Source organism: Paraburkholderia acidiphila (assembly GCF_009789655.1).
Taxonomy (GTDB): Bacteria; Pseudomonadota; Gammaproteobacteria; order Burkholderiales; family Burkholderiaceae; genus Paraburkholderia; species Paraburkholderia acidiphila.
This window is the reverse complement of the sequence record NZ_CP046909.1, coordinates 328486-351878: the sequence shown is the minus strand read 5'-3', so window position 1 is coordinate 351878 and position 23393 is coordinate 328486. Positions and strand designations below refer to the sequence as shown.

Annotated in this window: 19 protein-coding genes; 6 read left to right on the top strand and 13 right to left on the bottom strand. The window is 65.7% G+C overall.

The annotated features are described in order from the left end of the window. Nucleotides 1–61: 61 nt before the first annotated feature. On the top strand, nt 62–1147 hold the full coding sequence (locus FAZ97_RS01635; RefSeq protein WP_158756884.1) for an AI-2E family transporter: 1086 nt from the start codon (nt 62–64) through the stop codon (nt 1145–1147). A 30-nt stretch (nt 1148–1177) separates the two neighbouring features. Here the strand turns inward: FAZ97_RS01635 and FAZ97_RS01630 are convergent, their stop codons facing one another. From FAZ97_RS01630 to FAZ97_RS01570, 13 genes are all read right to left on the bottom strand, one after another. Further along, entirely contained in the window at nt 1178–1873 is a 696-nt protein-coding gene (locus tag FAZ97_RS01630; RefSeq protein ID WP_158756883.1) for a response regulator, read from the bottom strand. Between the two features lie 66 nt (nt 1874–1939). After that, complete coding sequence (locus FAZ97_RS01625; protein WP_158756882.1) at nt 1940–3922, bottom strand: type IV pili methyl-accepting chemotaxis transducer N-terminal domain-containing protein; 1983 nt, start codon at nt 3920–3922, stop codon at nt 1940–1942. Between the two features lie 288 nt (nt 3923–4210). After that, on the bottom strand, nt 4211–4894 hold the full coding sequence (gene narI, locus FAZ97_RS01620; protein WP_158756881.1) for a respiratory nitrate reductase subunit gamma: 684 nt from the start codon (nt 4892–4894) through the stop codon (nt 4211–4213). Beyond that, nucleotides 4891–5604 (bottom strand): nitrate reductase molybdenum cofactor assembly chaperone, encoded by a 714-nt coding sequence (gene narJ / locus FAZ97_RS01615; protein ID WP_158756880.1) that lies wholly within the window; start codon nt 5602–5604, stop codon nt 4891–4893. The genes narI and narJ overlap by 4 nt, the downstream gene beginning before the upstream one ends. 16 nt (nt 5605–5620) lie before the next feature. After that, nucleotides 5621–7174 carry a nitrate reductase subunit beta gene (narH, locus tag FAZ97_RS01610; protein WP_158756879.1) on the bottom strand — a complete coding sequence of 518 codons (1554 nt, stop codon included), beginning with the start codon at nt 7172–7174 and terminating at the stop codon, nt 5621–5623. Continuing rightward, nucleotides 7171–10896 (bottom strand): nitrate reductase subunit alpha, encoded by a 3726-nt coding sequence (locus FAZ97_RS01605; RefSeq protein WP_158756878.1) that lies wholly within the window; start codon nt 10894–10896, stop codon nt 7171–7173. The genes narH and FAZ97_RS01605 overlap by 4 nt, the downstream gene beginning before the upstream one ends. 221 nt (nt 10897–11117) lie before the next feature. Then, the gene (locus FAZ97_RS01600) at nt 11118–12512 is read right to left on the bottom strand and encodes a NarK family nitrate/nitrite MFS transporter (RefSeq protein WP_158756877.1); all 1395 of its coding nucleotides are present in this window, start codon (nt 12510–12512) and stop codon (nt 11118–11120) included. 43 nt (nt 12513–12555) lie between these two features. Next, nucleotides 12556–13881: an MFS transporter gene (locus tag FAZ97_RS01595; protein WP_158756876.1), complete on the bottom strand. Its 1326-nt coding sequence runs from the start codon at nt 13879–13881 to the stop codon at nt 12556–12558. Nucleotides 13882–14129: 248 nt separating this feature from the next. Then, the gene (gene purU, locus FAZ97_RS01590; protein ID WP_158756875.1) at nt 14130–14999 is read right to left on the bottom strand and encodes a formyltetrahydrofolate deformylase; all 870 of its coding nucleotides are present in this window, start codon (nt 14997–14999) and stop codon (nt 14130–14132) included. Between the two features lie 77 nt (nt 15000–15076). Then, nucleotides 15077–15946: an NUDIX hydrolase gene (locus FAZ97_RS01585; protein ID WP_158756874.1), complete on the bottom strand. Its 870-nt coding sequence runs from the start codon at nt 15944–15946 to the stop codon at nt 15077–15079. An 18-nt stretch (nt 15947–15964) separates the two neighbouring features. Further along, complete coding sequence (locus tag FAZ97_RS01580; RefSeq protein WP_158756873.1) at nt 15965–16579, bottom strand: LysE family translocator; 615 nt, start codon at nt 16577–16579, stop codon at nt 15965–15967. Between the two features lie 32 nt (nt 16580–16611). Continuing rightward, a complete protein-coding gene (locus tag FAZ97_RS01575) occupies nt 16612–17178 on the bottom strand; it encodes an adenine phosphoribosyltransferase (RefSeq protein WP_158756872.1) in 567 nt (188 codons plus the stop codon). A 112-nt stretch (nt 17179–17290) separates the two neighbouring features. Next, complete coding sequence (locus FAZ97_RS01570) at nt 17291–19306, bottom strand: cation:proton antiporter domain-containing protein (protein ID WP_158756871.1); 2016 nt, start codon at nt 19304–19306, stop codon at nt 17291–17293. Nucleotides 19307–19515: 209 nt separating this feature from the next. Here FAZ97_RS01570 and kdsD point away from each other — a divergent pair, with 209 nt between their 5' ends. From kdsD to lptB, 5 genes are read left to right on the top strand one after another with little or no spacing between them, the layout of a single operon-like run. Then, on the top strand, nt 19516–20502 hold the full coding sequence (gene kdsD / locus FAZ97_RS01565) for an arabinose 5-phosphate isomerase KdsD (protein ID WP_158756870.1): 987 nt from the start codon (nt 19516–19518) through the stop codon (nt 20500–20502). After that, nucleotides 20502–21056 carry a KdsC family phosphatase gene (locus FAZ97_RS01560; RefSeq protein ID WP_158756869.1) on the top strand — a complete coding sequence of 185 codons (555 nt, stop codon included), beginning with the start codon at nt 20502–20504 and terminating at the stop codon, nt 21054–21056. The genes kdsD and FAZ97_RS01560 overlap by 1 nt, the downstream gene beginning before the upstream one ends. Then, entirely contained in the window at nt 21053–21652 is a 600-nt protein-coding gene (gene lptC, locus FAZ97_RS01555; protein ID WP_158756868.1) for an LPS export ABC transporter periplasmic protein LptC, read from the top strand. Before FAZ97_RS01560 ends, lptC begins: the two co-directional genes overlap by 4 nt. A gap of 31 nt (nt 21653–21683) precedes the next feature. Beyond that, entirely contained in the window at nt 21684–22376 is a 693-nt protein-coding gene (gene lptA / locus FAZ97_RS01550) for a lipopolysaccharide transport periplasmic protein LptA (RefSeq protein WP_158756867.1), read from the top strand. A gap of 5 nt (nt 22377–22381) precedes the next feature. Beyond that, nucleotides 22382–23164, top strand: a complete 783-nt coding sequence (lptB, locus tag FAZ97_RS01545) for an LPS export ABC transporter ATP-binding protein (RefSeq protein ID WP_158759013.1) — start codon at nt 22382–22384, stop codon at nt 23162–23164. Nucleotides 23165–23393 lie beyond the last annotated feature (229 nt).

Here is a 23393-nt window from a genome sequence, read left to right as displayed (position 1 = left end):
GCAGCAACAACGGGTCGGGGGCGCGTGCGCCCCCGAAGTTTGGAGACGGAATACACCCAACATGGTCAAGCGCAACGAAGCGACAGAAGATAAACAGGTGCGCGACCTTCGGCCAAGGCCGGTCAGGCTCACGAGCGACATGAGCCTGCCTAAGCTTTCGGCGGTGGAGATCGGCAGCTATGTGGCCGCGCTCGCCGGCATGCTGGCGGTGCTGCACCTGAACCTGCTCGGCGCGCTGCTCGCGGGCATGCTCGTCTTCCAGCTCGTGCATACCATTTCGCCGCTCATCGAGCGGCGCATGTCGAGCAGCCGCGCACGCTGGCTCTCCGTGGTGCTGGTTTCCATCGTGATCGTGGGCATCCTCACGGGGCTTACCGTGGGCGTGATCGAGCAGTTCGAAAGCGACGTGCCGAGCGTGCAGAAAGTCATGGCGCAGATGATGACGTTCGTCGATCAGGCGCGCGGCCGCATTCCCGAGTCCATTGCCGCCTATCTGCCCGTGGACGTCGCCCAGATGAAGCTCAAGGCGCTCGCGCTCATGCACGAGCACGCCACCCAGCTCGGCCAGGGCGGCAAGAACGCCGCGCGTATCTTCGGTCATATCGTGATCGGCATGATCATCGGCGCGATCATTGCCATCGGCGCGCAGAAGAACGCCACGCGGCTGCCGCTTTCCACGGCGTTCGTCACACGCGTGGCGCGTTTCGCCGACGCGTTCCGCCGCATCGTGTTCGCGCAGGTGAAGATTTCGGCCATCAACACGGTGTTCACCGGCCTCTTCCTCCTGCTCGCGCTGCCGGTGTTTCACGCGCCGCTGCCGCTTGCGAAGATGCTGGTCGTGGTGACCTTCGTGGTGGGTCTGCTGCCGGTGATCGGCAACCTGATCTCGAACACGCTGATCGTCGCCATTGCGCTCACCGTGAGCCTGCCGGCGGCGGTCACGGCGCTCGTGTTCCTCATCCTGATCCACAAGCTCGAGTACTTCCTGAACGCGCGCATCGTGGGCGGCCAGATCGAGGCGCGCACGTGGGAGCTGCTCGTCGCGATGCTCGTAATGGAAGCCGCGTTCGGCATTCAAGGCGTGATCGCCGCGCCGATTTTTTACGCGTACATCAAGCGCGAACTCATCTATCTGCGGCTCGTCTGAGCCGCCTTGTCACAGGCCCGCGCGCGGCGTTCAGCGCCCGCGCGGCTCGCCGGGCACGTCGGTCATGCCGTCGTGCTCGATTGCATAGATCGCCACCTGCACCCGGCTCGTGAGGCCCAGCTTGCGCAGAATGTTGCGCACGTGAATCTTCACGGTGCTCTCCGCCAGGTCGAGCGTGCGAGCAATCTCCTTGTTGCTCGCGCCGCGCGCCAGTTCGCGCACGATGTCGCGCTCGCGCGCCGTAAGCGTCTCCGCGCTCGCCCGCGCGCCGCCCGGTGCGCCGGTTGCGCTGGCCGAATGCGCGGGCTTGCGCATCTGCTCCACGAGCTTCGCCGTCATGTGCTCGGTAATGACCGGCTGACCGCTCGCGGCCTTGCGGATCGCCGCCACCAGCGCGTCGGCGTCGATGCTCTTGAGCAGGAAACCACGCGCGCCTGCGCGCATTGCGGCGGTGAGTTCGTCGGCTTCCTCGGAGACGGTGAGCATCACGACCGCCGTATCTGGCAGGTCTTCCACGAGCAGTTGCAGCGTTTCGAGCCCCGAGAGGCCCGGCATGTTCAGGTCGAGCAGGATGACGTCAGGCAAGTGCTGCTTCGCGCGCTTGACGCCTTCCACGCCGTCCGACGCCTCGCCCACCACGTCCAGGTCCGGCTGGCGCTGCAGGAGCGCGCTCACGCCCGAGCGAAAGAGCGTGTGATCGTCGATGAGCAGGATGCGTATGGTCATGGGGATCGTTGTCGTGTTGCGATGTGTCGCGGTGTTGTGAGTCTGATCGTAACGTCATGGCCACGTTCACGCGGCCATGCGGCTCGCGGCGGGCAGCACCAGTTCGACGCGCGAGCCGCGGCCAGGCGCGCTCTCGAGCGTGAGCACGGCGGCAAGACGTCTCGCACGCTCGCGCATGATGTGAAAGCCCACGTGCGATTCGCCCCGCGAGGCGATTTCGGCGGGATCGTAGCCCACGCCGTCGTCCTCGATCGTGAGATGGAAGTCGCGAGCGTTCACGACGCTCACCTGAACGCGCAGCGCCTCTGCATGCTTGCGCGCGTTCGAGAGCGCCTCCTGCAGCACGAACAGCACCTGCAACTGCTGGTCGGGCGGCAGCGGCGGGCCGCCTTCGTCGCGATAGTCGAGCGTCAGCTCGGCATCCGACTGGCGGCGAAAGCGCGCCACGGTGTCCTCCACCGCGAGCCGCAGCTTGCCTGGGCTGAGCTTCGTGCGGAAATTCAGCAGCAGCTCGCGCACGTCGTCGTAGCTTTCCTCCACGCCGCCCGCGAGAAGCGGCACGATCTCGCGAATCTCGTCGAGATCGCCCCGCTGCGCCGCGCCGTCGAGCAGGTGCACCTGCATCTTCAGGAAACTCAGGCCTTGCGCGATGCTGTCGTGCAGCCCCTGGGCGACGAGATTGCGTTCCTCGGATACGGCGAGCTGGCGCCCGAGCGCCACGAGCCGCCGGTTCATGAGCGCGACGCCGAGGTGGCGGCCGAGCGTCTGCAGCAACTGGACACCCGATGGCGGGATCTCGCGCTCGCGCCGGAAGTGCAGCGAGAACGTGCCGAGCGTCTCGTTCTGCGCGACGATCGCCGACACCGCGACGCTCACGAAGCCAGCCTTCAGGCAGCGCTGCATGAAAGTGCCGCTTTCCTTGCTGCCCGCCGGCGCGCCTTGCTGCGCCATCAGGCCAAATACGACCGGCGCCTGCGCCGTTGCGCCGCCGCACGTGCAGTCCGCCGCCGGCATGCACTGCTCCTCGCGCGTGATCGATTCGGGCATGCCTTCGGACACGAGCAGATGCAGATTGCCATCGTCAGGCGAAACGACGCGCACCGTGCCGCCGTCGGCGTCGAATTCGCGCATCACGCGCGTAAGGAAATCGTGGCACAGGCTTTCCGCCGGGCCGGGTGTGTTCAGGAACGCCGCCATTTCGTAGAGCGTGGCGAGTTCGCGGTTCTGCGCGGCCAGTTGCGCGGTCTTGGCGTCCACGCGGCCGGCCAGGTCCTGGTACAGCGCCTGCAGCTCCGCGACCATGCGGTTGAAGCCCTCGGTGAGATGGCCGAATTCGTCATATGTTTCAACCGGCAACCGCGTGTCGAACTCCTGTGCCTCGATGCGCGCAAGGCCGTCCTGCAAGCGCTGCACGGGCGCCACGAACCACTGGTAGAGCAGATAGACGATCGCCAGCGTGCCCACGCACGAAAGCGCCGCGAGCGCGACCTGCGAAATGCGCAGCCACGCGGTCTTGCGCGCGTTCTCGCGCTCGATCAGGCTCACGAGCCGGTTCGCCTCGTCGACGAAGCCGGGCAAGAGGCCGATGTAGGTCGAGGGCTCGCCGCCGCTCGCGGCGAGGTCGTTCAGCGCAGCGGGCTTGAGCGCCTGGTTCCATGCCGTCGCGACGCGTTCGAACTGTGCGTGGATGCCGGCATCGGCGGGAAGAAAGAGCGGCCGCGCGGGATCGCCGTCGCGCAATTCGCGCAGCGTGTCGTCGAGCTGGCGCATCTGGGCGTCGACTTGCGCCGGCTTGCCGGTGCGGGCTTCCCACAACGCGATCGCCACCGCGTTCGCGCGCATGCGCAGGCTGCCTGCGTCGTTGATCGCGGCGCCGCCGCCTTCGAGCTGCCAGGAGAGCCAGAGCGTGCCGCTGATCATCGCGAGCACGAGCGCGAGCGCAACGGTGGAAAGCACGACGATGCGCGTGGAGAGCCGCTTCGGGAACGGCGCGGCCGGCACGCCGGCACATCCTGCAGAAGCGGTTGCGGAATCGGAAGACGAAGTCATGGCCGGTACCGGGAATCGGCTGCGCCGAGACGGCTGCGCCAGTACCCTACATTATCTGACGGAGCACCGCCGATCGCGCGCCATGTCGCGCTCCGCCCGGCCAACTGCGACACTATGCAGCAGATCGCCAGTCTCTCCGGGGCGAGTCCCGGCGAGCACGTTGCGCCGTCATCCGTCCCGTACCCACCGTCCCGTGCCCATTGTGAAAAAAGCGGGGACGGCGAGTGTGGCTCGCTCCCCGCGAAGAACGACCGATCCCCACGGCCGTCCAGAGGCAAACATCGGCGGCTAACGGCTGCGTACGAGCTGCCAGGCGCGAGAGAGGTAGGTGACCGAGGCGAAGCCGCTCCACACGTGCACGAGGCGCGTGAACGGGAAGATCACGAACAGCGTCATGCCCATGAAGAGGTGCAGGCGGAAGATCAGCGGCGCGTTGGCCACGTAGCTCGCGGCGTCGCCGCGGAACGTGACGATGTGCTGCGCCCATGTCATGAGCCGCACCATCATTGCGCCGTCCATATGGCTCGCCGATTCCCCGATGGTGGAGAGCCCGAGCAGCAGCGTGACGAACAGCCACAACAGCAGCACCTTGTCGCCCACGCGCGTCACAGCCGAAACGCGCGCGTTCGAAAGCCGCCGGTGCAGCAGGATCGCGAGGCCCACGAGACACATCGAGCCCATCACGCCGCCCGCGACCATCGCCACGAGCTGCTTGACCGCGTGCGGCACGCCGAGCCAGTCCCAGACAGCGACGGGCGTAAGCAGACCGAACAGATGCCCGAAGAAAAGCCCGAGCACGCCGACGTGAAAGAGAATGTTGCCGAGGCGCAGATGCCCGCGATAGAGCATTTGCGAGCTGTCCGCCTTCCACGTGTACTGCTCGCGTTCGAAGCGCGCAAGACTGCCGAACAGAAAGATGGCGGCGGCAATATACGGATAGATGCCGAACAGAAACTGATTGAACGTGTTCATGGCGATTCCTTTGCGCAGGCAGCCCTGGAGCGAGCCGAAGTCGTCGCGGCGGCCGCGGCAAACTCCGCACGCGGGTGGAATTGAACGACCTGCGGCGAATGGCTCGCGCCGAACGCGTGCATGAGCGGCTCGACGCCGTCGGCGCCGGTGCCGAAGCGCTCGAGCGCCTCGTCCATGTCGCGCACGGGCGCGCCCACGAGCGGCAACGGTTCGACATCGCTCAGCTCGCACAGCACAGTGAAGATGCCGGAGTACGGGCTTTCACTCTTCTCGAGCTGATTGCCGAGCGCCGCGAGCACGTGAATCGCCTCGCCAAGCAGCGCGCTCGCTTCCTGCTCGCCGATCAGGCCGAGCACCTCGAGAAAGAGCGGCACATAGTCGGGCAGCTCGTTCGTCGCAACGTCGAAGCCACGGTTGCGGTATTCGTCGAGCAGATCGACCATCGCCTGGCCGCGCGCGCGGCTCTCGCCGTGCACGTGCTCGAACAGATGCAGCGAGTGGCGAGGATTGCGATCGAACGTGGCCACGTACGCTTCCTGCGACTCGACGAGCGAGCGCTCACGCAGCGCCGCGATGAGCGGCGCGAGTTCGCGCGCGGCAAATGCCCCGTTCGGGACGGCTTCGAGCGCGGCATCGATCGCGTCGAGCGCGTCAAGCAAGGGCTGCTCGGGGTAATCGAGCAGCGCGGAGAGAACCGGATAAATCGACATGACGGGGTCCTCGCACTCAAGTTTCCGAAGGCGCCTTGCGACGCGACTTCGGCATATCGACGTACACCACGCTGCCTTCGACCTTCGAGCCGAACAGCGAGCCCTCGGAAACGCCGCCCGAGCAGCCGTTGCCGAACGAGAAGCCGCAACTGCCCTTCTCGTTGAACGAGTCCTCGACCATTTCCTTGTGCGACGACGGCACGACGAAGCGGTCCTCGTAGTTCGCGATCGCCATGGTGCGATACATGTCCTCGACCTGCTCGGGCGTGAGGCCCGCGCGCGCGAGGACCGCGTTGTCGTTCACGCCGTCCACGGCCTGGGTGCGTTTGTAGGCGCGCATCGCCAGCATGCGGTTGAGCGCTGAAATCACGGGCTTCTCGTCGCCGGCCGTGAGCAGATTGGCGAGATAGCGCATGGGAATGCGCAGGCTCGCCACGTCGGGAATCACGCCGTCCATGCCGATATGGCCCGCGTCCGCGGCGGACTGGATCGGCGAGAGCGGCGGCACGTACCAGACCATCGGCAGCGTGCGGTACTCGGGGTGCAGCGGGAACGCGATCTTCCACTCGACCGCCATGCGGTACACGGGCGAGCGCACGGCGGCGTCGAGCCAGCTCTGTGGCACGCCCTGTCGGCGCGCCTCGGCCTGGATGGCGGGATCGTGCGGATCGAGGAACACATCGAGCTGCGACTGGTACAGATCCTGCGGCGACTCGACCGATGCCGCCTCGCCGATGCGGTCCGCGTCGTAGAGCATCACGCCCAGATAGCGGATGCGGCCCACGCAGGTTTCCGAGCACACCGTGGGCTGCCCCGCCTCGATGCGCGGATAGCAGAAGATGCACTTCTCGGCCTTGCCGCTCTTCCAGTTGAAGTACATCTTCTTGTACGGGCAACCGGAGATGCACATGCGCCAGCCACGGCACTTGTCCTGATCGACGAGCACGATGCCGTCGTCTTCGCGCTTGTACACCGAGCCCGAAGGGCACGACGCCACGCAGGCGGGGTTCAGGCAATGCTCGCAAAGGCGCGGCAGATACATCATGAAGGTGTTCTCGAAGCTCGAGTACATCTCCTTTTGCACGTTCTCGAAGAGCTGGTCGCGGCTGCGCGACGAGAACTCGCCGCCCAGGTCGTCTTCCCAGTTAGGACCCCAATGGATCTTCTCCATCTTCTTGCCGGTGATGACCGACACGGGGCGTGCCGTGGGCGGCGTCTGCGAGAGACCCGCCTTCTGCAGATGCTCGTAGTCGTACGTGAACGGCTCGTAGTAGTCGTCGATGCCGGGCAGGTTCGGGTTGGCGAACAGGTTGGCCAGCACCTTGAGCCTGGGGCCCTGGCGCGGCTCGATCTTGCCGTTTGAATTGCGCACCCAGCCGCCGTTCCACTTCTCCTGGTTCTCCCATTCCTTCGGATAGCCGATGCCGGGCTTCGTCTCGACGTTGTTGAACCACGCGTACTCGACGCCGTCGCGTGACGTCCACACGTTCTTGCACGTGACGGAGCACGTATGGCAGCCGATGCACTTGTCGAGGTTCAGGACCATCGCCACCTGGGCGCGGATTTTCATGATGCTGCTCCTTCCTTCATCGGGCCTTCCAGCCACTCGACCTTCTTCATCTTGCGCACGATCACGTACTCGTCGCGATTGCTGCCGACCGTGCCGTAGTAGTTGAAGCCGTACGCAAGCTGCGCGTAGCCGCCGATCATGTGCGTGGGCTTGAGCACCGTGCGCGTGACCGAGTTGTGAATGCCGCCGCGCATGCCGCTCGTTTCCGCGCCCGGAACGTTGATGATCTTTTCCTGCGCGTGGTACATGAGGCACATGCCGCGCGGCACGCGCTGGCTCACCACGACGCGCGCAGTGAGCGTGCCGTTCACGTTGAACACTTCGACCCAGTCGTTGTCGACGAGCCCCGCTTCCTTCGCCTCGGCTTCCGAAACCCACACGTGCGGGCCGCCGCGCGAAAGCGTGAGCATGCGCAGGTTGTCGGTGTAGGTGGAGTGAATGCCCCACTTCTGGTGCGGCGTGATCCAGTTCAGTACAAGCTCATGCTCGCCGTTGGGCTTCGCACCGAGCATCGGCGAGGTCGTCTTCGTGTCGATGGCGGGCCTGTAATTGCACAGGCCCTCGCCGAAGTCGAGCATCCAGCGGTGATCCTGATAGAACTGCTGGCGGCCCGTGAGCGTGCGCCAGGGAATCAGCTCGTGCACGTTCGTATAGCCGGCGTTGTAGCTCACTTCTTCCGATTCGAGCCCCGACCACGTCGGCGCGGAGATGATCTTGCGCGGCTGCGCCTGCACGTCGCGAAAACGGATCTTGTCGTGCTCGCGGCCTTCGGCCAGATGCGTGTGATCGCGGCCCGTGATCTTCGAGAGCGCGTCCCACGCCTTCACCGCCACATGGCCGTTGGTTTCGGGCGCAAAGGTGAGGATCATCTCGGCGGCGTCGATGGCCGTTTCCAGACGCGGGCGCCCTTCGGCCGCGCCGCGGTCCTGCTGAATGCCCGTGAGCTGTGCGAATTCGCCCACCTCGTGCACGGTGTTCCAGTTGATGCCCTTGCCGCCGTTACCGAGCTTTTCGAGCAGCGGCCCGACAGAGGTGAACTTGTTGTAGATCTCGCGGTAGTCGCGTTCCACGAGCGTCATCGAAGGCGCGGTCTTGCCCGGGATGAGATCGCATTCGCCAAGACGCCAGTCCTGCGGCTCGAACGCCTGGCCGAGTTCGCCCGGCGTGTCGTGCAGGAGCGGCGTGCACACGAGGTCCGTGCGCTTGCCCAGATGTTCGCCGCCGATCTCCGAGAACTTCTTCGCAATAACCTTGTAGATCTCCCAGTCGGTCTTGCTCTCCCACAGCGGCTGCACCGCCTCCGAAAGCGGATGGATGAACGGGTGCATGTCGGACGTGTTGAGGTCGTCCTTCTCGTACCACGTGGCCGAGGGCAGCACGATATCGCCATAGAGGCACGTCGTGCTCATGCGGAAGTCGAGTACCGTGAGCAGGTCGAGCTTGCCTTCGGCCGCTTCGCGCACGTTCACTTCCGAGGGCTTGATCGCGTCGGCCTCGTCGCCGAACAGCGCGTTCTGCGTGCCGAGCAGGTACTTGAGGAAGTACTCGTGGCCCTTGCCCGAACTGCCCATGATGTTCGAGCGCCAGACGAACATGTTGCGCGGGAAGTTCGCGGGATTGTCGGGATCGTCGCAGGCGAAGTTCAACGCGCCCGACTTCAGTTGATCGACGGTGTACTGCACGGGCGGCACGCCCGCGCGCTGCGCGGCGTCCACCACGTCGAGCGGATTCGCGCCCAGCTGCGGCGCGGAAGGCAGCCACCCCATGCGCTCGGACTTCGCGTTGAGGTCGAGCATCGAGAGGTTCTTGTAGCGCGCACGGTCGGCGCCAGGACCGAGTATCTCGTCGACGCTCACCTTCTCGTGACGCCACTGGCTCGTGTGGTTGTAGAAGAACGAGGTGCCGTTCATCTGGCGCGGCGGGCGCGACCAGTCGAGCGCGAACGCGAGCGGCGCCCAGCCGAACTGCGGACGCAGCTTTTCCTGACCCACGTAATGCGCCCAGCCGCCGCCGCTCTGACCGATACAGCCGCACATCATCAGCAGATTGATGATGCCGCGGTAGATCATGTCGTTGTGATACCAGTGATTGAGCGCCGCGCCCACGATCACCATGCTCTTGCCGCGCGTGCGGTCGGCGTTGTCGGCGAACTCGCGCGCCACCTGGATCACGAGCTTGCGCGGCACCGTGGTGTGCTTCTCCTGCCACGCGGGCGTGCAAGGCACGTCATCGTCATAGGAGGACGCGACGTTCGGGCCGCCCAGGCCCTGGTCGACGCCGTAGTTGGCCATCTGCAGGTCGTATACGGTGGCCACCCGCACGCTCGTGCCGTCCGCCAGCACCACACGCTTCACGGGCACGCGGCGCGCGAGCAGCGCGCCATGTTCGCCGCCGAAGTACGGGAAACCCACCTCGACCACTTCGTCATGCTGATCGACAAGCGAGAGGCGCGGATCGATCTCGCGGCCGCTGCCGCCGTCCTTCATTTCGAGGTTCCAGCGGCCCACCTTCTTGCCGCCGTCGTGCTCGCCCTCGCCCCAGCGGAATCCGATCGAGCCATTCGGCGCGACGATGTCGCCCGTGGTCGAATCGATCGCGAGCGTCTTCCATTGCGGGTTGTTCGCTTCGTCGAGATTCGCGGCGAGCTGCGACGCCCGCAGGAACTGGTCCGGCACGAGCGAGCCGTCGCGCGCGGCGAGCGTGACGAGCATCGGCATGTCGGTGTACTGCTTCACGTAGTCGCGGAAATACGCCGACTTCCCGCTGGCATGAAACTCCTTGAGCACGACGTGGCCCATCGCGAGCGCAAGCGCCGCGTCGGTGCCCTGCTTCGGCGCGAGCCAGATGTCGCCAAATTTCACCATCTCGCCGAAGTCGGACGACACGGCCACCGTCTTCGTGCCCTTGTAGCGGACCTCGGTGTAGAAGTGGGCGTCGGGCGTGCGCGTTTGCGGCACGTTCGAACCCCACACCATGAGATACGTGGAGTTGTACCAGTCGGCCGATTCGGGCACGTCGGTCTGCTCGCCCCACACCTGCGGCGAGGAAGGCGGCAAATCGCAATACCAGTCGTAGAACGAGAGACACGCGCCGCCGATCAGGCTCAGATAACGCGCGCCCGCGGCGTACGAGACCATCGACATCGCCGGAATGGGCGAGAAGCCCACCACGCGATCAGGGCCGTACTTGCCGATGGTGTAGGCGTTGGCCGCCGCGATCATCTCGGTGGCCGTGTCCCAGCCCGCGCGCACGAAGCCGCCCTGGCCGCGCGCGCGCTTGTAATGCGCAGCCTTCTTCGGGTCCTCGACGATCGAGGCCCACGCCTGAACCGCCCCGAGCGTCTTGCGCGCCTCGCGCCACATCTCGATCAGGCGGCCGCGAATCATCGGATACTTCACGCGCTGCGCGGAATACACATACCAGCTATACGACGCGCCACGCGGGCAGCCGCGCGGCTCGTGATTGGGCAGGTCCGCGCGCGTGCGCGGGTAGTCCGTCTGCTGTGTTTCCCACGTGATCAGGCCGTTCTTCACGTAGACCTTCCACGAGCACGAGCCCGTGCAGTTCACGCCGTGGGTCGAGCGCACGATCTTGTCGTGCTGCCAGCGGCTGCGATAGCCGTCTTCCCATTTGCGGTCCTCGTTCACCACCGCGCCGTGGCCCTTCGAAAACGTCGACTTCACGCGCGACATGAACTTCAACCGGTCCAGAAAATAACTCATCAGGTTCTCCGGGACTGCTGCTGGAATCGATCGATCGCGCCTGCCGCCGTCCGCATGCATGACAGGCGTGGCACGTGTGGCAGGTGGCGCTCGTATCGTTGCCGAGTATGGCGGGCAGGCGCTTGCCTGCCCATTCATCAAGGGGAGAGTCCGCGCAACGCTTTGGGATGAGTTCCGATGCGCCGCGCTACTCCCAACGGACTAGTCCGAACCAGTCAAAATCAGCAAGGCATGGACGCGTTGCGGCGCGCGTAGAACAACCACGTCACCGCCGCGCACACCACGTAGAAGCCGATGAAGCACACGAGCGCGCCGACGGGTGAGCCGGTCATGTCGAGCGACGTGCCGAAGCTCTTCGGAATGAAGAAGCCGCCGTATGCGCCCATTGCGCCCGCGAAGCCGAGCACCGCCGCCGATTCCTTGCCCGCTTCGGCGAGCGCGCTGCGCTGCGCCTCATCGCCATGGCCCTTCGCCGCGCGCTGATGCTGCGTGAGGAAGATCACCGGGATCATGCGGAAGGTCGAACCGTTGCCGATGCCGGTAAGCGCGAACAGCACGACGAACATCGCGAGGAAGCCGGTGAAGCTGCCCTGTGCGCCACCCAGCGCACCGCCCGGCAGGAACACGATCACGCCCATGACCGCGACGATCATCGCGAGGAAGGTCCAGAGCGTGACGCGCGCGCCGCCGAGCTTGTCCGAGATCCAGCCGCCGACGGGACGCGTGAGCGCGCCGGCGAGCGGGCCGAGGAACGCCCATGCGGTCGGGTTGATGGCCGGGAACTCCGCCTTCGTGAGCAGTGCCAGCCCAGCCGAAAAGCCGATGAACGAGCCAAACGTGCCGACATAGAGGAAGCACATGATCCAGTTGTGCGCGCGGCGGAAGATCACGGCCTGCTCGCTGAACGAAGCCTTCGCATCGGCGATGTCGTTCATGCCGAACCATGCGGCAAACGACGAGACGACGATGAGCGGAATCCACACGAAGCCGGCATTCTGCAGCCAGATGCTGTGCTCGACGCCGTTCTTCACCCAGGTCTGTCCGTCGCCGAGCAGGCCTGCGAATACGGCCGTCGAGATCACGATCGGCGTGACGAACTGCACGAGCGAGACGCCCAGGTTGCCGATGCCGGCGTTCAGACCGGTGGCGAAACCTTTGCGCGCCTTCGGGAAGAAGAAGCTGATGTTCGCCATCGACGAACTGAAGTTCGCGCCGCCAAGTCCGCACAGCAGGGCGAGCACGAGCAGCGTCGAATACGAGGTGGACGGATCGCGCAGCGCGAAGCCCATGCCGATGGCCGGGATCAGAAGGCTCGCCGTGGAGATCGCCGTGAAGCGGCGGCCGCCGAAAATCGGCACGAGAAACGAATAGAAGATGCGCAGCGTGGCGCCCGAAAGCGCGGGCAGCGCCGTGAGCCAGAAGAGCTCGTTTTTCGTGAAGTGAAAGCCGCCCTTGTCGAGATTGACGACCGTGACGCTCCACAGCGACCACACGACGAACGCCAGCATCAGCGCCGGAATCGAAATCCAGAGGTTACGGGTGGCGATCTGCTCGCCGGAAGCCTGCCAGAACCTGGTGTTCTCGGGCTCCCATTGGGTCAGGAGATACTTGGACATGATTGTGCTCGTATAGTAGGCGCCGCACGCGGCGCGATTGGAATCATTCGGAGTACGTGGTTTCCTTGAACGCTGGCGTCGCGGCCTGAGCCTTGCGCGCGAGCTTCGCGCCGCCATGCGCGAGGGCTTCGGGGCGGAACGAGAAGTGCATGAACAGCAGGCTCACCACCGTGGCGCCGAACATCAGCATGAAGCAGGTGGTACGCACGCCCGTGAGGTCGACGAGCAGGCCGAACAGGATCGGCAGCACGAAGCCCGCGAGACCGCCCGCCAGCCCCACCACGCCGGACACGGCGCCGATGTTGTCGGTGTACTCGTCGCCGATGAACTTGAAGACCGAGGCCTTGCCCACCGCCATCGCAATGCCAACCACGAACATCAGCACCGTGTAGAACAGCGGACCCGTGCCGATATGCAGACCGATCGGGCCATGCGCGCCGTGGATCGTGAAGTCGGTCGGCGGGTAGCTGAGCAGGAAGAAGCAGGCGAGCGCGACCCACATCACGGCCCACGTCGTGCGATAGGCGCCGTAGCGGTCGGAGAGCCAGCCGCCGAGAGCTCGCAGCACGCCGCCGGGCAGCGAAAAGCATGCGGCGAGAAAGGCGGCCTGCTCGATGCCGAAGCCGTACTGGTTCACGTAGTACTGCGGCATCCACAGCGACAGCCCGACATAGCCGCCGAACACCACCGAGTAGTACTGCGCATAGCGCAGCACGCGCGGGTCGGCGAGCACGCGCATCTGGCTCGCCACAGTGGCCGTGCCGGGCACGCGATGCGCCGGGTTGCTCGCCGAGAGCAGCCAGAACAGCAGCGCGGTCGCGAGCATCGCGACGGCATAGACCTTCGGCACGATGGTCCACGTGCCGGCCGCGACGATCAACACCGGCGCCACGAACTTGTTGAGTGCGGCGCCCGAGTTGCCCGCGCCGAAGATGCCCATGGCAAGACCCTGGCGCGACTTCGGAAACCAGCGCGCGACATAAGGCGTGCCGACCGAAAACGACGCGCCGGCGAAGCCCACGAACAGGCCGAGCACGAGGAATTGCCAGAACTGCGTCGCGTAAGAGACGAGCCAGATCGGCACGATCGTCGCGAGCATGGTGAAGAAGAAGACGATGCGCCCGCCCACGCGGTCGGTCCAGATGCCGAGCGGCACGCGGGCAAGCGAGCCGGTGAGCACCGGCATCGCGGCAATCAGGCCGAATTCGGTATCGGTGAGGTGGAGCTGTTTCTTGAGCGGTATGCCAAGGATCGCGAACATCATCCAGACGGCAAAGCAGATCGTGAACGCGAACGTGCTCGAACCGAGCACGCGCCAGGCACGGCTATCGGCTACCGGTTCCGCCTGCGGGGATGGGACGGCTTTCATGTTTTTCCCTCTTGCCGTTGAGTTGACGTGACAAGGGTAGGAAAGACGAAAGGTGCGGACTATTCTCCGCAGGGAGTGCGCGACGATGCGCCGCTAACACTTAAGGAGTAGTCCCGGGAGGAAGGAGTGGGTGCAGGAAAAAACTGCGCGCATGCGAATGCGCCGGTGAAGCAACAAGAATATTTTGAAAAGCCGTAGCGCGTCATGAAACACGCTACGGCATGGTGTCGCACGCGATCGGAGAAAGATCAGCGGAACACGACCGTCTTGTGCCCGTTGAGCACGATGCGATGCTCCACGTGCCACTTCACCGCGCGCGCGAGCGTCACGCACTCCACGTCGCGGCCAATGGCGGTGAGCTGGTCCGGCGTCATGTTGTGGTCCACGCGCTCCACTTCCTGCTCGATGATCGGGCCTTCGTCGAGATCGGACGTCACGTAATGCGCCGTCGCGCCAATGAGCTTCACGCCACGGTCGAATGCCTGGTAGTACGGCTTCGCGCCCTTGAAGCTCGGCAGGAACGAATGATGGATGTTGATCGCGCGGCCTTCGAGCGCCCGGCAAAGCTGTGGAGAGAGGATCTGCATATAGCGCGCGAGCACCACGAGATCGGCGCCTTCGCGGTTCACCACTTCGAGCACGCGCGCTTCCTGCGCGGCCTTGTCGGCATCCGTGCCGCCGAGCAGCGGGAAGTGGTGGAACGGAATGTTGTAGCTCGCGGCGAGCTGATAGAAGTCTTTGTGATTCGAGATGATCGCCGGAATCTCGATCGGCAGCTGGCCGGTGCGATAGCGGAACAGCAGGTCGTTCAGGCAATGGCCGATCTTCGAGACCATGATGACGACGCGCGGCTTCACGTTCGCGTCATGCAGTTCCCAACGCATGCCGAACTCTTGCGCGAGCGGCTCGAACGCGCTGCGCAGGCCGTCGAGGCCCGGGTCGCCGCCCACCTGCTGGAAGTGCACACGCATGAAAAACTCGCCCGTGTGGCTGTCGCCGAACTGGGCCGAGTCGAGAATATTGCTGCCGCGATCGAACAGAAAGCCCGACACGGCATGCACGATGCCCGGCCGGTCGGCGCACGACAGTTTGAGGATGAAGCTGTGATCGGTCGACATGACCTTGGTAACTCCCGTCAATACTTTGGTGTTGCTAAAAGGGCTTGGGTCTGGGCTCTAAATAAACCGGCGCCCTTTCACAGCGTCGGCGGTTCGAAGATCGCGGCAATGCCCTCGCACGCGTCTTCGTCTATCCATTGGCGGCGCAGCAGGCAGTCGAGCGTCGCGAGGCTCGCGTCCACCGTCATTGCGCCTTCCTCGATCCAGCGCGCGGCTTCGTCGATACGCGCGAGTCGATGCTCGCCCACTTCGCCGTCCTGGTTGTGCGGCACGAAGTCGGCCGGGAGCACGAGATCGTAGATGAAGATCTGCTCGGCCTGCGTGCCTTCCGGCAGCGACTGCAACACGTGCACGGTGCGGCCCGCGCGCGCCTCGCGCGCGAGATCCTCGGCAATGCCCGCTTCTTCCCAGCATTCCTTCACGAGCGTGGCTTCGATGCCGAAGCCCCAGCCGATGCCGCCCGCCACGACGTTATCCAGCATGCCGGGGTCGGTGGCCTTGGTGTCGCTGCGCCGCGCGATCCACAATTGCGGCGCGCCGTGCGACACGGAATCTGCGTATTCTACGATGCCGTTCAGATGCACCGCGTACGTCATCGTGCCGAAAAAGCGCGAGGCCGCGCGTTCGATAAAGGCGAGCGGCGGCGCGTCGAACGCGTTGCGGATCGCATAGGTTTCGTTGCGCCAGCCCGGAATGTGCCCTTGCCCCGCGAGTGCGCCAATCACCGAAGCGAGCGCCGCGCTGCGTGCATCGACGCTATCGAAGTGCGGCGCGAGCGTCACGCGCGCGCGACCCGCGTCACCGTCGATCTCGAACACGTCGGGCCAGCGGGCGAGCAGCGCCACGTCGTTCGCGCGGATCCAGCCCACGCGCTCGTCGCCGATATAAAACGGCAGGTGCGCGTCGGCATCGAAACGCCGCGCGTCGATAATGCAAGGCAAGGTCATCGATCAGGACTCCGTAGATCAGTCGCGCAGGGCGATGCGAATGCCGATGGCGATGAAGGTCAGGCCCGCGAGGCGATCGAGCCACACGCCCGCCCGCGGGCGGCGCTTGAGCCAGCCGCCGATCGTGCCCGCGCACAGCCCGAAGAGCGAAAACACCACGACCGTCTGCGCCATGAACACGAGGCCGAGTTCGAGCATCTGCAGCGTGACGCTTTGCGCGCCATGCGCATCGACGAACTGCGGCAGGAACACGACGAAGAACAGCGTGACCTTCGGATTCATCATGTTGCCGATCACGCTCTGGCGAAAGATCGCGGCAAGCGGCTGGCGCGGCCGGTCGCCGGCGGCGGCGAGGCCCTGGCTGCGCAGCGCCTTCACGCCGATCCACACGAGATAGGCAGCGCCCCCGAGCTTGAGGATCTGGAACGCGAGCGGCGACGAGCGCAGCACGGCGGCCACGCCGAGTGCGGCGAGCGTGATGTGGAACGTCACGCCCGCGGCGAAGCCGAGCGCGGCCACGAGGCCGGCGGCGCGCCCCTGCGAAATGCCGCGCGCGAGCACCTGGAGGTTGTCGGGGCCCGGCGCGAACGTGATGGCGATGGACGTGGCGAGAAAGAGCGCGAAATTCGGCATGAGATCGACTCGTGGCGTGATGTGTTCGGGTTTCAGTGGCCGCCGAAGGCGGTCACGGTGAAAAGCGACAGGCCTGCATCGGTGAGCAGCTTCGAGCCGCCCAGATCCGGCAGGTCGATGATCGCGGCGCCCTCCACCACGCTCGCGCCGAGGCGTTCGAGCAGCAGCTTGCCGGCCATCATGGTGCCGCCGGTGGCGATCAGGTCGTCGACGATCACGACGCGGTCGCCCTTGCCGCAGGCGTCCTCGTGAATCTCGACGGTCGCTTCGCCGTATTCGAGCTTGTACGTTTCGGAAACGGTCTTGTACGGGAGCTTGCCGATCTTGCGGATCGGAATGAAGCCCACGTTCAGTTCGTAAGCGACGATCGGCCCGATGATGAAGCCGCGTGCATCGAGCCCCGCCACGTAGTCGAGCTTCGCATCGACATAGCGCTCGACGAACAGGTCGATCAGCACGCGCAGGCCCTTCGGATGGCCGATGAGCGGCGTGATGTCGCGGAACTGCACTCCCGGCTGAGGCCAGTCGGGCACCGTGCGGATCAGGCTCTTCACGAACTGGGCGGCTTCGGCGCTCGGGTTCGCAGGTGCGTTGGACATGATTTCTCCGGGTAGTGACTAATAAAGAAGAACAGTAGGACGGCTTAAACAGGGCGGGACCCCTCAAGCGCGATGGCTCGATGGCGTTGGCGACCGTGGCGACGGCTGTGGATCAGGCCGCCGCCGCACCCGCGCCGGCCGCGCCCGGCTTGCGATGGCGCGAAAGCCGCTCCTCGGCCTGCGCAAGCTGCTCGGGCAAACCGCGCAGCACGACGATGTCGGCCTCGCGCAGCCTGGTCGAAGGGTCCGGTTCCACGCCGCGAATGCCGTGGCGGCGAATCGCCGTCACCTCGACGCCAAGCTCGTACAGTCCCAGCTCCGCGAGCGTGCGGCCCACGGCGTCGGCGCGCTCGTCGACCGGTACGGATTGTAGCCGCACCTGCTCGTGACCGTCCTCGCCTACATCGTCGGTGCCGTGGAAGTAGCCGCGCAGCAGGCTGTAGCGCTCGTCGCGCAACTCCTCCACGCGGCGCACCACGCGCCGCATCGGCACGCCCATCAAGACCAGCATGTGCGAGGCGAGCATCAGGCTCCCCTCCACGATCTCCGGAATCACCTCGGTCGCGCCCGCGGCGAGCAGGCGCTCGAGATCGGCGTCGTCCACCGTGCGCACGATCACGGGCAAGGTGGGCTCCAGCTCGTGAATGTGATGGAGCACGCGAAACGCCGATTGCGTGTTGGCATAGGTGATCGCCACGGCAGCCGCACGATGGATGCCCGCCGCCACGAGCGACTCGCGCCGCGCCGCGTCGCCGAACACCACCGACTCGCCCGCCGCCGCGGCAGCCGCCACACGATCCGGGTCGAGGTCGAGTGCCACGTACGAGAGGCCCTCGTATTCGAGCATGCGCGCGAGGTTCTGCCCGGCGCGGCCATAGCCGCACACGATCACGTGTCCGCTTTGCTTGATGCTTTGCGTGGCGATGCGCGTCATCATCAGCGACTGCTGCATCCATTCAGTCGAGGAAACGCGCAGCACGATGCGGTCCGCGTTCTGGATCAGGAACGGCGCGGCGAGCATCGACAGCAGCATGGCCGCGAGGATCGCCTGGAGCAGCGTGGCGTCGACGAGATGCTTGTCGAGAATGAGGTTCAGCAGCACGAAGCCGAATTCGCCCGCCTGCGCGAGGCCGAGGCCCGTGCGCATGGCCACGCCCGGCGAAGCGCCGAAAATACGCGTGAGCGCGGTGATGAGCACGGCCTTGAGCACGACGGGCCCGAAGAAGAAGCCCGCCACCATCAAGGGGTGCTGCCAGATCACGTGCGGGTTGAGCAACATGCCCGTGGTCACGAAGAAGAGGCCGAGCAGCACGTCGCGAAACGGCTTGATGTCCTCTTCCACCTGGTGCTTGTACGGCGTTTCGGCGATCAGCATGCCGGCGATGAACGCGCCGAGCGCGAGCGAGAGGCCGAACTTGTCGGTGATGAACGCGGCGCCCAGCGTGACGAGCAGCACGTTGAGCACGAACAGCTCCTGCGAGCGGCGCCGCGCGACGATGGTGAACCAGCGCGTCATGAACTTCTGCCCGACGATGAGCAGAATGCCGAGCGCGAGCACGATCTTCACAGCCGCCGTGCCGAGCGATTCGACGAGCGAAGCCGACGAGCCGCCGAACGCCGCGATCACGATGAGCAGCGGCACCACGGCCAGATCCTGGAACAGCAGCACGCCCAAAATGTTGCGGCCATGCTCCGATTCGATTTCGAGCCGCTCGGAAAGCATCTTGCTGACAATGGCCGTAGACGACATGGCGAGCGCACCGCCCAGCGCCACACAAGCCTGCCAGGTGATATGCACCCACGGCTCCAGCACGAGCCCGAGCAGCAGCGCCACCACGATCGTACCCAGCACCTGCGAAAGCCCAAGGCCGAACACGGCGTGGCGCATGGCGCGCAGTTTCGAGAGCGAGAACTCGAGTCCGATGGAGAACATCAGGAAGACGACGCCGAACTCGGCCAGGTTCTGGGCACCGTGCGTGTCCGGTACGATGCCGAGCGAGCGCGGGCCCACGAGAATGCCGACCGTGAGATAACCCAGCATCGGCGGCAGATTCAGGTAACGAAAGAGCACGACGCCGACCACCGAGGCAAGCAGCAGGAACAGCGTCATTTCCAGCGGGGAAATCATCGTTTGAAGCGTCCTCGTTCGTCAGCCGCGGTCTGCGTGAGCGGCGAAGCAAATTCTGCCCGGCGCCGGGTCAATGATCGACGCAAAGCCAGCTACATGGGAAGGGCTACAGAGAAACTGCTCGCTGGACAAGCCAGGCGGCTCGCGCACGGAGTTTGAGCGCTGGGGGCGCTGGCGCGGCGCGCAGACGCCTTTGCTATACTCCGCGGATGATAGCGAAAATCAATGGCGACCGGGCGCTGAAGCTCGCTCGCGACGTGCTCGACATCGAAGCGGACGCCGTGCGCGGGCTTCGCGACCGGCTCGACGACAACTTCGTCGGCGCGGTCGACCTTATCCTCAGCTGCCGCGGACGCGTGGTCGTTTCCGGCATCGGCAAATCGGGCCACATTGCCCGCAAGCTCGCGGCTACGCTCGCTTCCACCGGCACCCCGGCGTTCTTCGTGCATCCGGCGGAAGCGAGCCACGGCGACCTCGGCATGGTCACCGCGGACGACGTCTTCATCGGCCTGTCGAATTCCGGCGAATCCGAAGAACTCGTGGCGATCCTGCCGCTCGTCAAGCGCATCGGCGCGAAGCTCATCGGCATGACGGGCAACCGCCCGCAGTCGACGCTCGGCCAGCTCTCCGACGTCCATCTGGACGCCGGCGTGGAAAAAGAAGCCTGCCCGCTGAACCTCGCGCCCACGGCCAGCACGACGGCGGCGCTCGCGCTCTCGGACGCGCTCGCGGTCGCGGTGCTCGACGCACGCGGCTTCGGCGCAGACGACTTCGCGCGCTCGCATCCGGGCGGCGCGCTTGGCCGGCGCCTCTTGACCTACGTGCGCGACGTCATGCGCACCGGCGACGAAATCCCGAAGGTGCGCGACGACGTGACCGTGCGCGACGCCCTTTTCCAGCTCACGGCCAAGCGCATGGGCATGACGGCGGTCGTCAACGCCGACGGCCGCGTAGAAGGCATTTTCACCGACGGCGACCTGCGCCGCGTGCTCGAGCGCGTGGGCGATTTCCGCGACCTGCCGATCGCGCAGGTCATGACGAAAGGCCCGCGCAGCATCGGCCCGGACCAGCTTGCCGTCGAAGCCGTGGAACTGATGGAGCGCCATCGCATCAATCAGATGCTGGTCGTCGATGCCGAGGGCACGCTGATCGGCGCGCTCAACATGCACGACCTGTTCTCCAAGAAGGTGATCTGATGGCTACCCCACTCGACGCAACCGCGCGCGCCGCGCGTGTGCGCCTCATGATTTTCGACATCGACGGTGTGCTCACCGACGGTGGCCTGCTCTTCACGGGCGCCGGCGACACGATGAAGGCGTTCAACTCGCTCGACGGCCACGGCGCGAAGCTCCTGCGCGAAACCGGCATCGACACGGCCATCATCACCGGGCGCCGCTCGGAAATCGTCGCCGTGCGCGCGAAGGAACTCAAGATCACGCACCTGTGGCAAGGCGTGGAAGACAAGCGCGTGGCGTTCGCCGAACTGCTCTCGCAAACGGGCATTGCGCCCGAGGCGTGCGGCTACATGGGCGATGACTGGCCCGACCTCGGCGTGATGCTCCAGGTCGGCTTCGCCGCCGCGCCCGCCAACGCCCATCCGGACGTGCTGTCGCGCGCTCACTGGGTGTCTGACAAGGTGGGCGGCCACGGCGCCGTGCGCGAAGTGACCGATCTGATCCTGCGCGCGCAGAACCGTTACGACGCCCTGCTCGCGCAGGCCTGCGCGCCGCTGGCCGAGATGCCGCGATGAACCAGAAGTTCCGCCTCACTTCGCTCGTGCCGCTCGTGTGCGTCGCCGCGCTCGCCGGTTTCACGTGGTGGCTGCTGCAGGCCGTCCAGCCGCGCGAGAAAGAGGCGGCGCCGCTCCCGCTCACGCATACGCCCGACTATTTCGCCGACAACTTCTCGGTGTCCGAACTCGACCAGTCGGGCGCCACGCAATACCGGCTCACGGCCACGCACATGGTTCACTACGAGGACGACGAGAACAGCGACCTCACGAACCCGGCCGTGCGCGCCTTCCAGCCCGGCAAGCCTATTGTCACGGCCACCGGGCTGCGCGGCACGGTCAACGCCGACGCCTCGATCGTCAATCTGTACGACAACGCGCGCATTCTGCGCGCGGCTGGCGCCGGCGACCCCGAAATGCAGGCTGATTCCGAGCATTTCAAAGTGCTCGTGAACGACGATGTGATCCTGACCGAAAAGCCGGTTAAACTTCGACGCGGCCAGTCGGTCATGACGGCCACCAGCGGCATGAACTACAACAATGTCTCCCGGGTCATCCAGCTCTTCGGCAACGTCCGTGGAGCCATCGCCCCGGCTGACTCCGGCGGCTCGTCCTGAACGCCGGGCCGTCCACGCAAGGCACGATTGCATGAACGATTCGCTTCCCCGTCCACTGAACGGCCGTTCGCCCGGCGCGCGCCGCGCACGCTTCGCGGCGCTGATGGCGCTCGCCAGCGCGCTGCTGTTCGCCGGCCTCGCGCCCGCGGCCCACGCCGAGCGCGCCGACAAGGACAAGCCGCTCAATATCGAAGCGGACAACATGACGTATGACGATCTGAAGCAGCAGACCGTCTTCACCGGCCACGTGGTCGCCACGAAGGGCACGATCCTCATCAAGGCCGACAAGCTCGTCGTGACGCAAGACCCGCAGGGCTACCAGTACGCAACCGGCACCGTCGCGCCGGGCACGCCCGCCGAAAAGCTCGCCTACTTCCGCCAGAAGCGCGAAGGCCTCGACGAATACGTCGACGGCACGGCTGAGCGCATCGACTACGACGGCAGGCAGGACCTCACCACGCTCACGACGCGCGCCACGGTGCGCCGCCTGCAGGGCCTCTCGACGGTGATGGATCAGGTCCACGGCAGCGTCGTCACGTACGACGGCCAGAACGACTTCTATACGGCGAAGTCGGGCAAGGACGTCGCTGGCCCCGGCAACCCCGGCGGCCGCGTTCGCGCCATGCTCTCGCCGCGCAACACCACCACCGGAGCGCAGCCGAGCGCCGGCGCACCGGCCGCGCTCACGCCGTCTACCAAGCTGCAGGAAGCGCCGCCACAGTGAATACCATTACCGCCCCCCAAAGCTACGGCCGCCAGCTGGCCGGCAAGACGAGCACGCTCGTCGTGCGCAACCTGAAGAAGCGCTACGGCTCGCGCACGGTCGTCAAGGACGTTTCGCTCGACGTGAAGAGCGGCGAAGTGGTCGGGCTGCTCGGCCCCAACGGCGCCGGCAAGACCACGTCCTTCTACATGATCGTGGGCCTCGTGCCGCTCGACGCCGGCGAGATCGACCTCGACGGCCAGTCCATCAGCCTGTTGCCCATCCACAAACGCGCGGCGCTCGGTCTTTCGTATCTGCCGCAGGAAGCTTCGGTGTTCCGCAAGCTCACCGTCGAGGAGAACATCCGCGCGGTGCTCGAGCTGCAGGTGGACGGCAATGGCAAACGTCTGTCGAAAGACGTGATCACCGCGCGCGCCGAAGCGCTGCTCGACGAACTGCAGATCGCGCATTTGCGCGACAACGCGGCGCTCTCGCTCTCGGGCGGCGAACGCCGGCGCGTTGAAATCGCGCGCGCACTCGCAACCGACCCGAGCTTCATCCTGCTCGACGAGCCGTTCGCGGGCGTGGACCCGATCGCCGTGCTGGAAATCCAGAAGATCGTGAAGTTCCTCAAGCAGCGCAACATCGGCGTGCTGATCACGGACCACAACGTGCGCGAGACGCTCGGCATCTGCGACCACGCGTACATCATCAGCGACGGCACCGTGCTCGCAGCCGGCGCACCCGGCGAGATCATCGAGAACGAAAGCGTGCGCCGCGTTTATCTCGGCGAACACTTCCGCATGTAAGTCCACGGGCGCGCCTTGCGCGCCCGTTCACCGCAGTACCGCAGCGCCCACTCGCGCGCGCGATCCGCATTCGCGCTTTTCCGGTCTCATCTTTCGCGTTTCCCCGTGTAACTCCGCTGTATCGACCTTGCCCCCAAATCGGTGCATGGCAGGGCGAGCAGCGCCCCCTGTTTGCGCACCAAATTCCGGGCACACGGCGGCGCGGCACACGCTCGTTTTTGCGAATGCC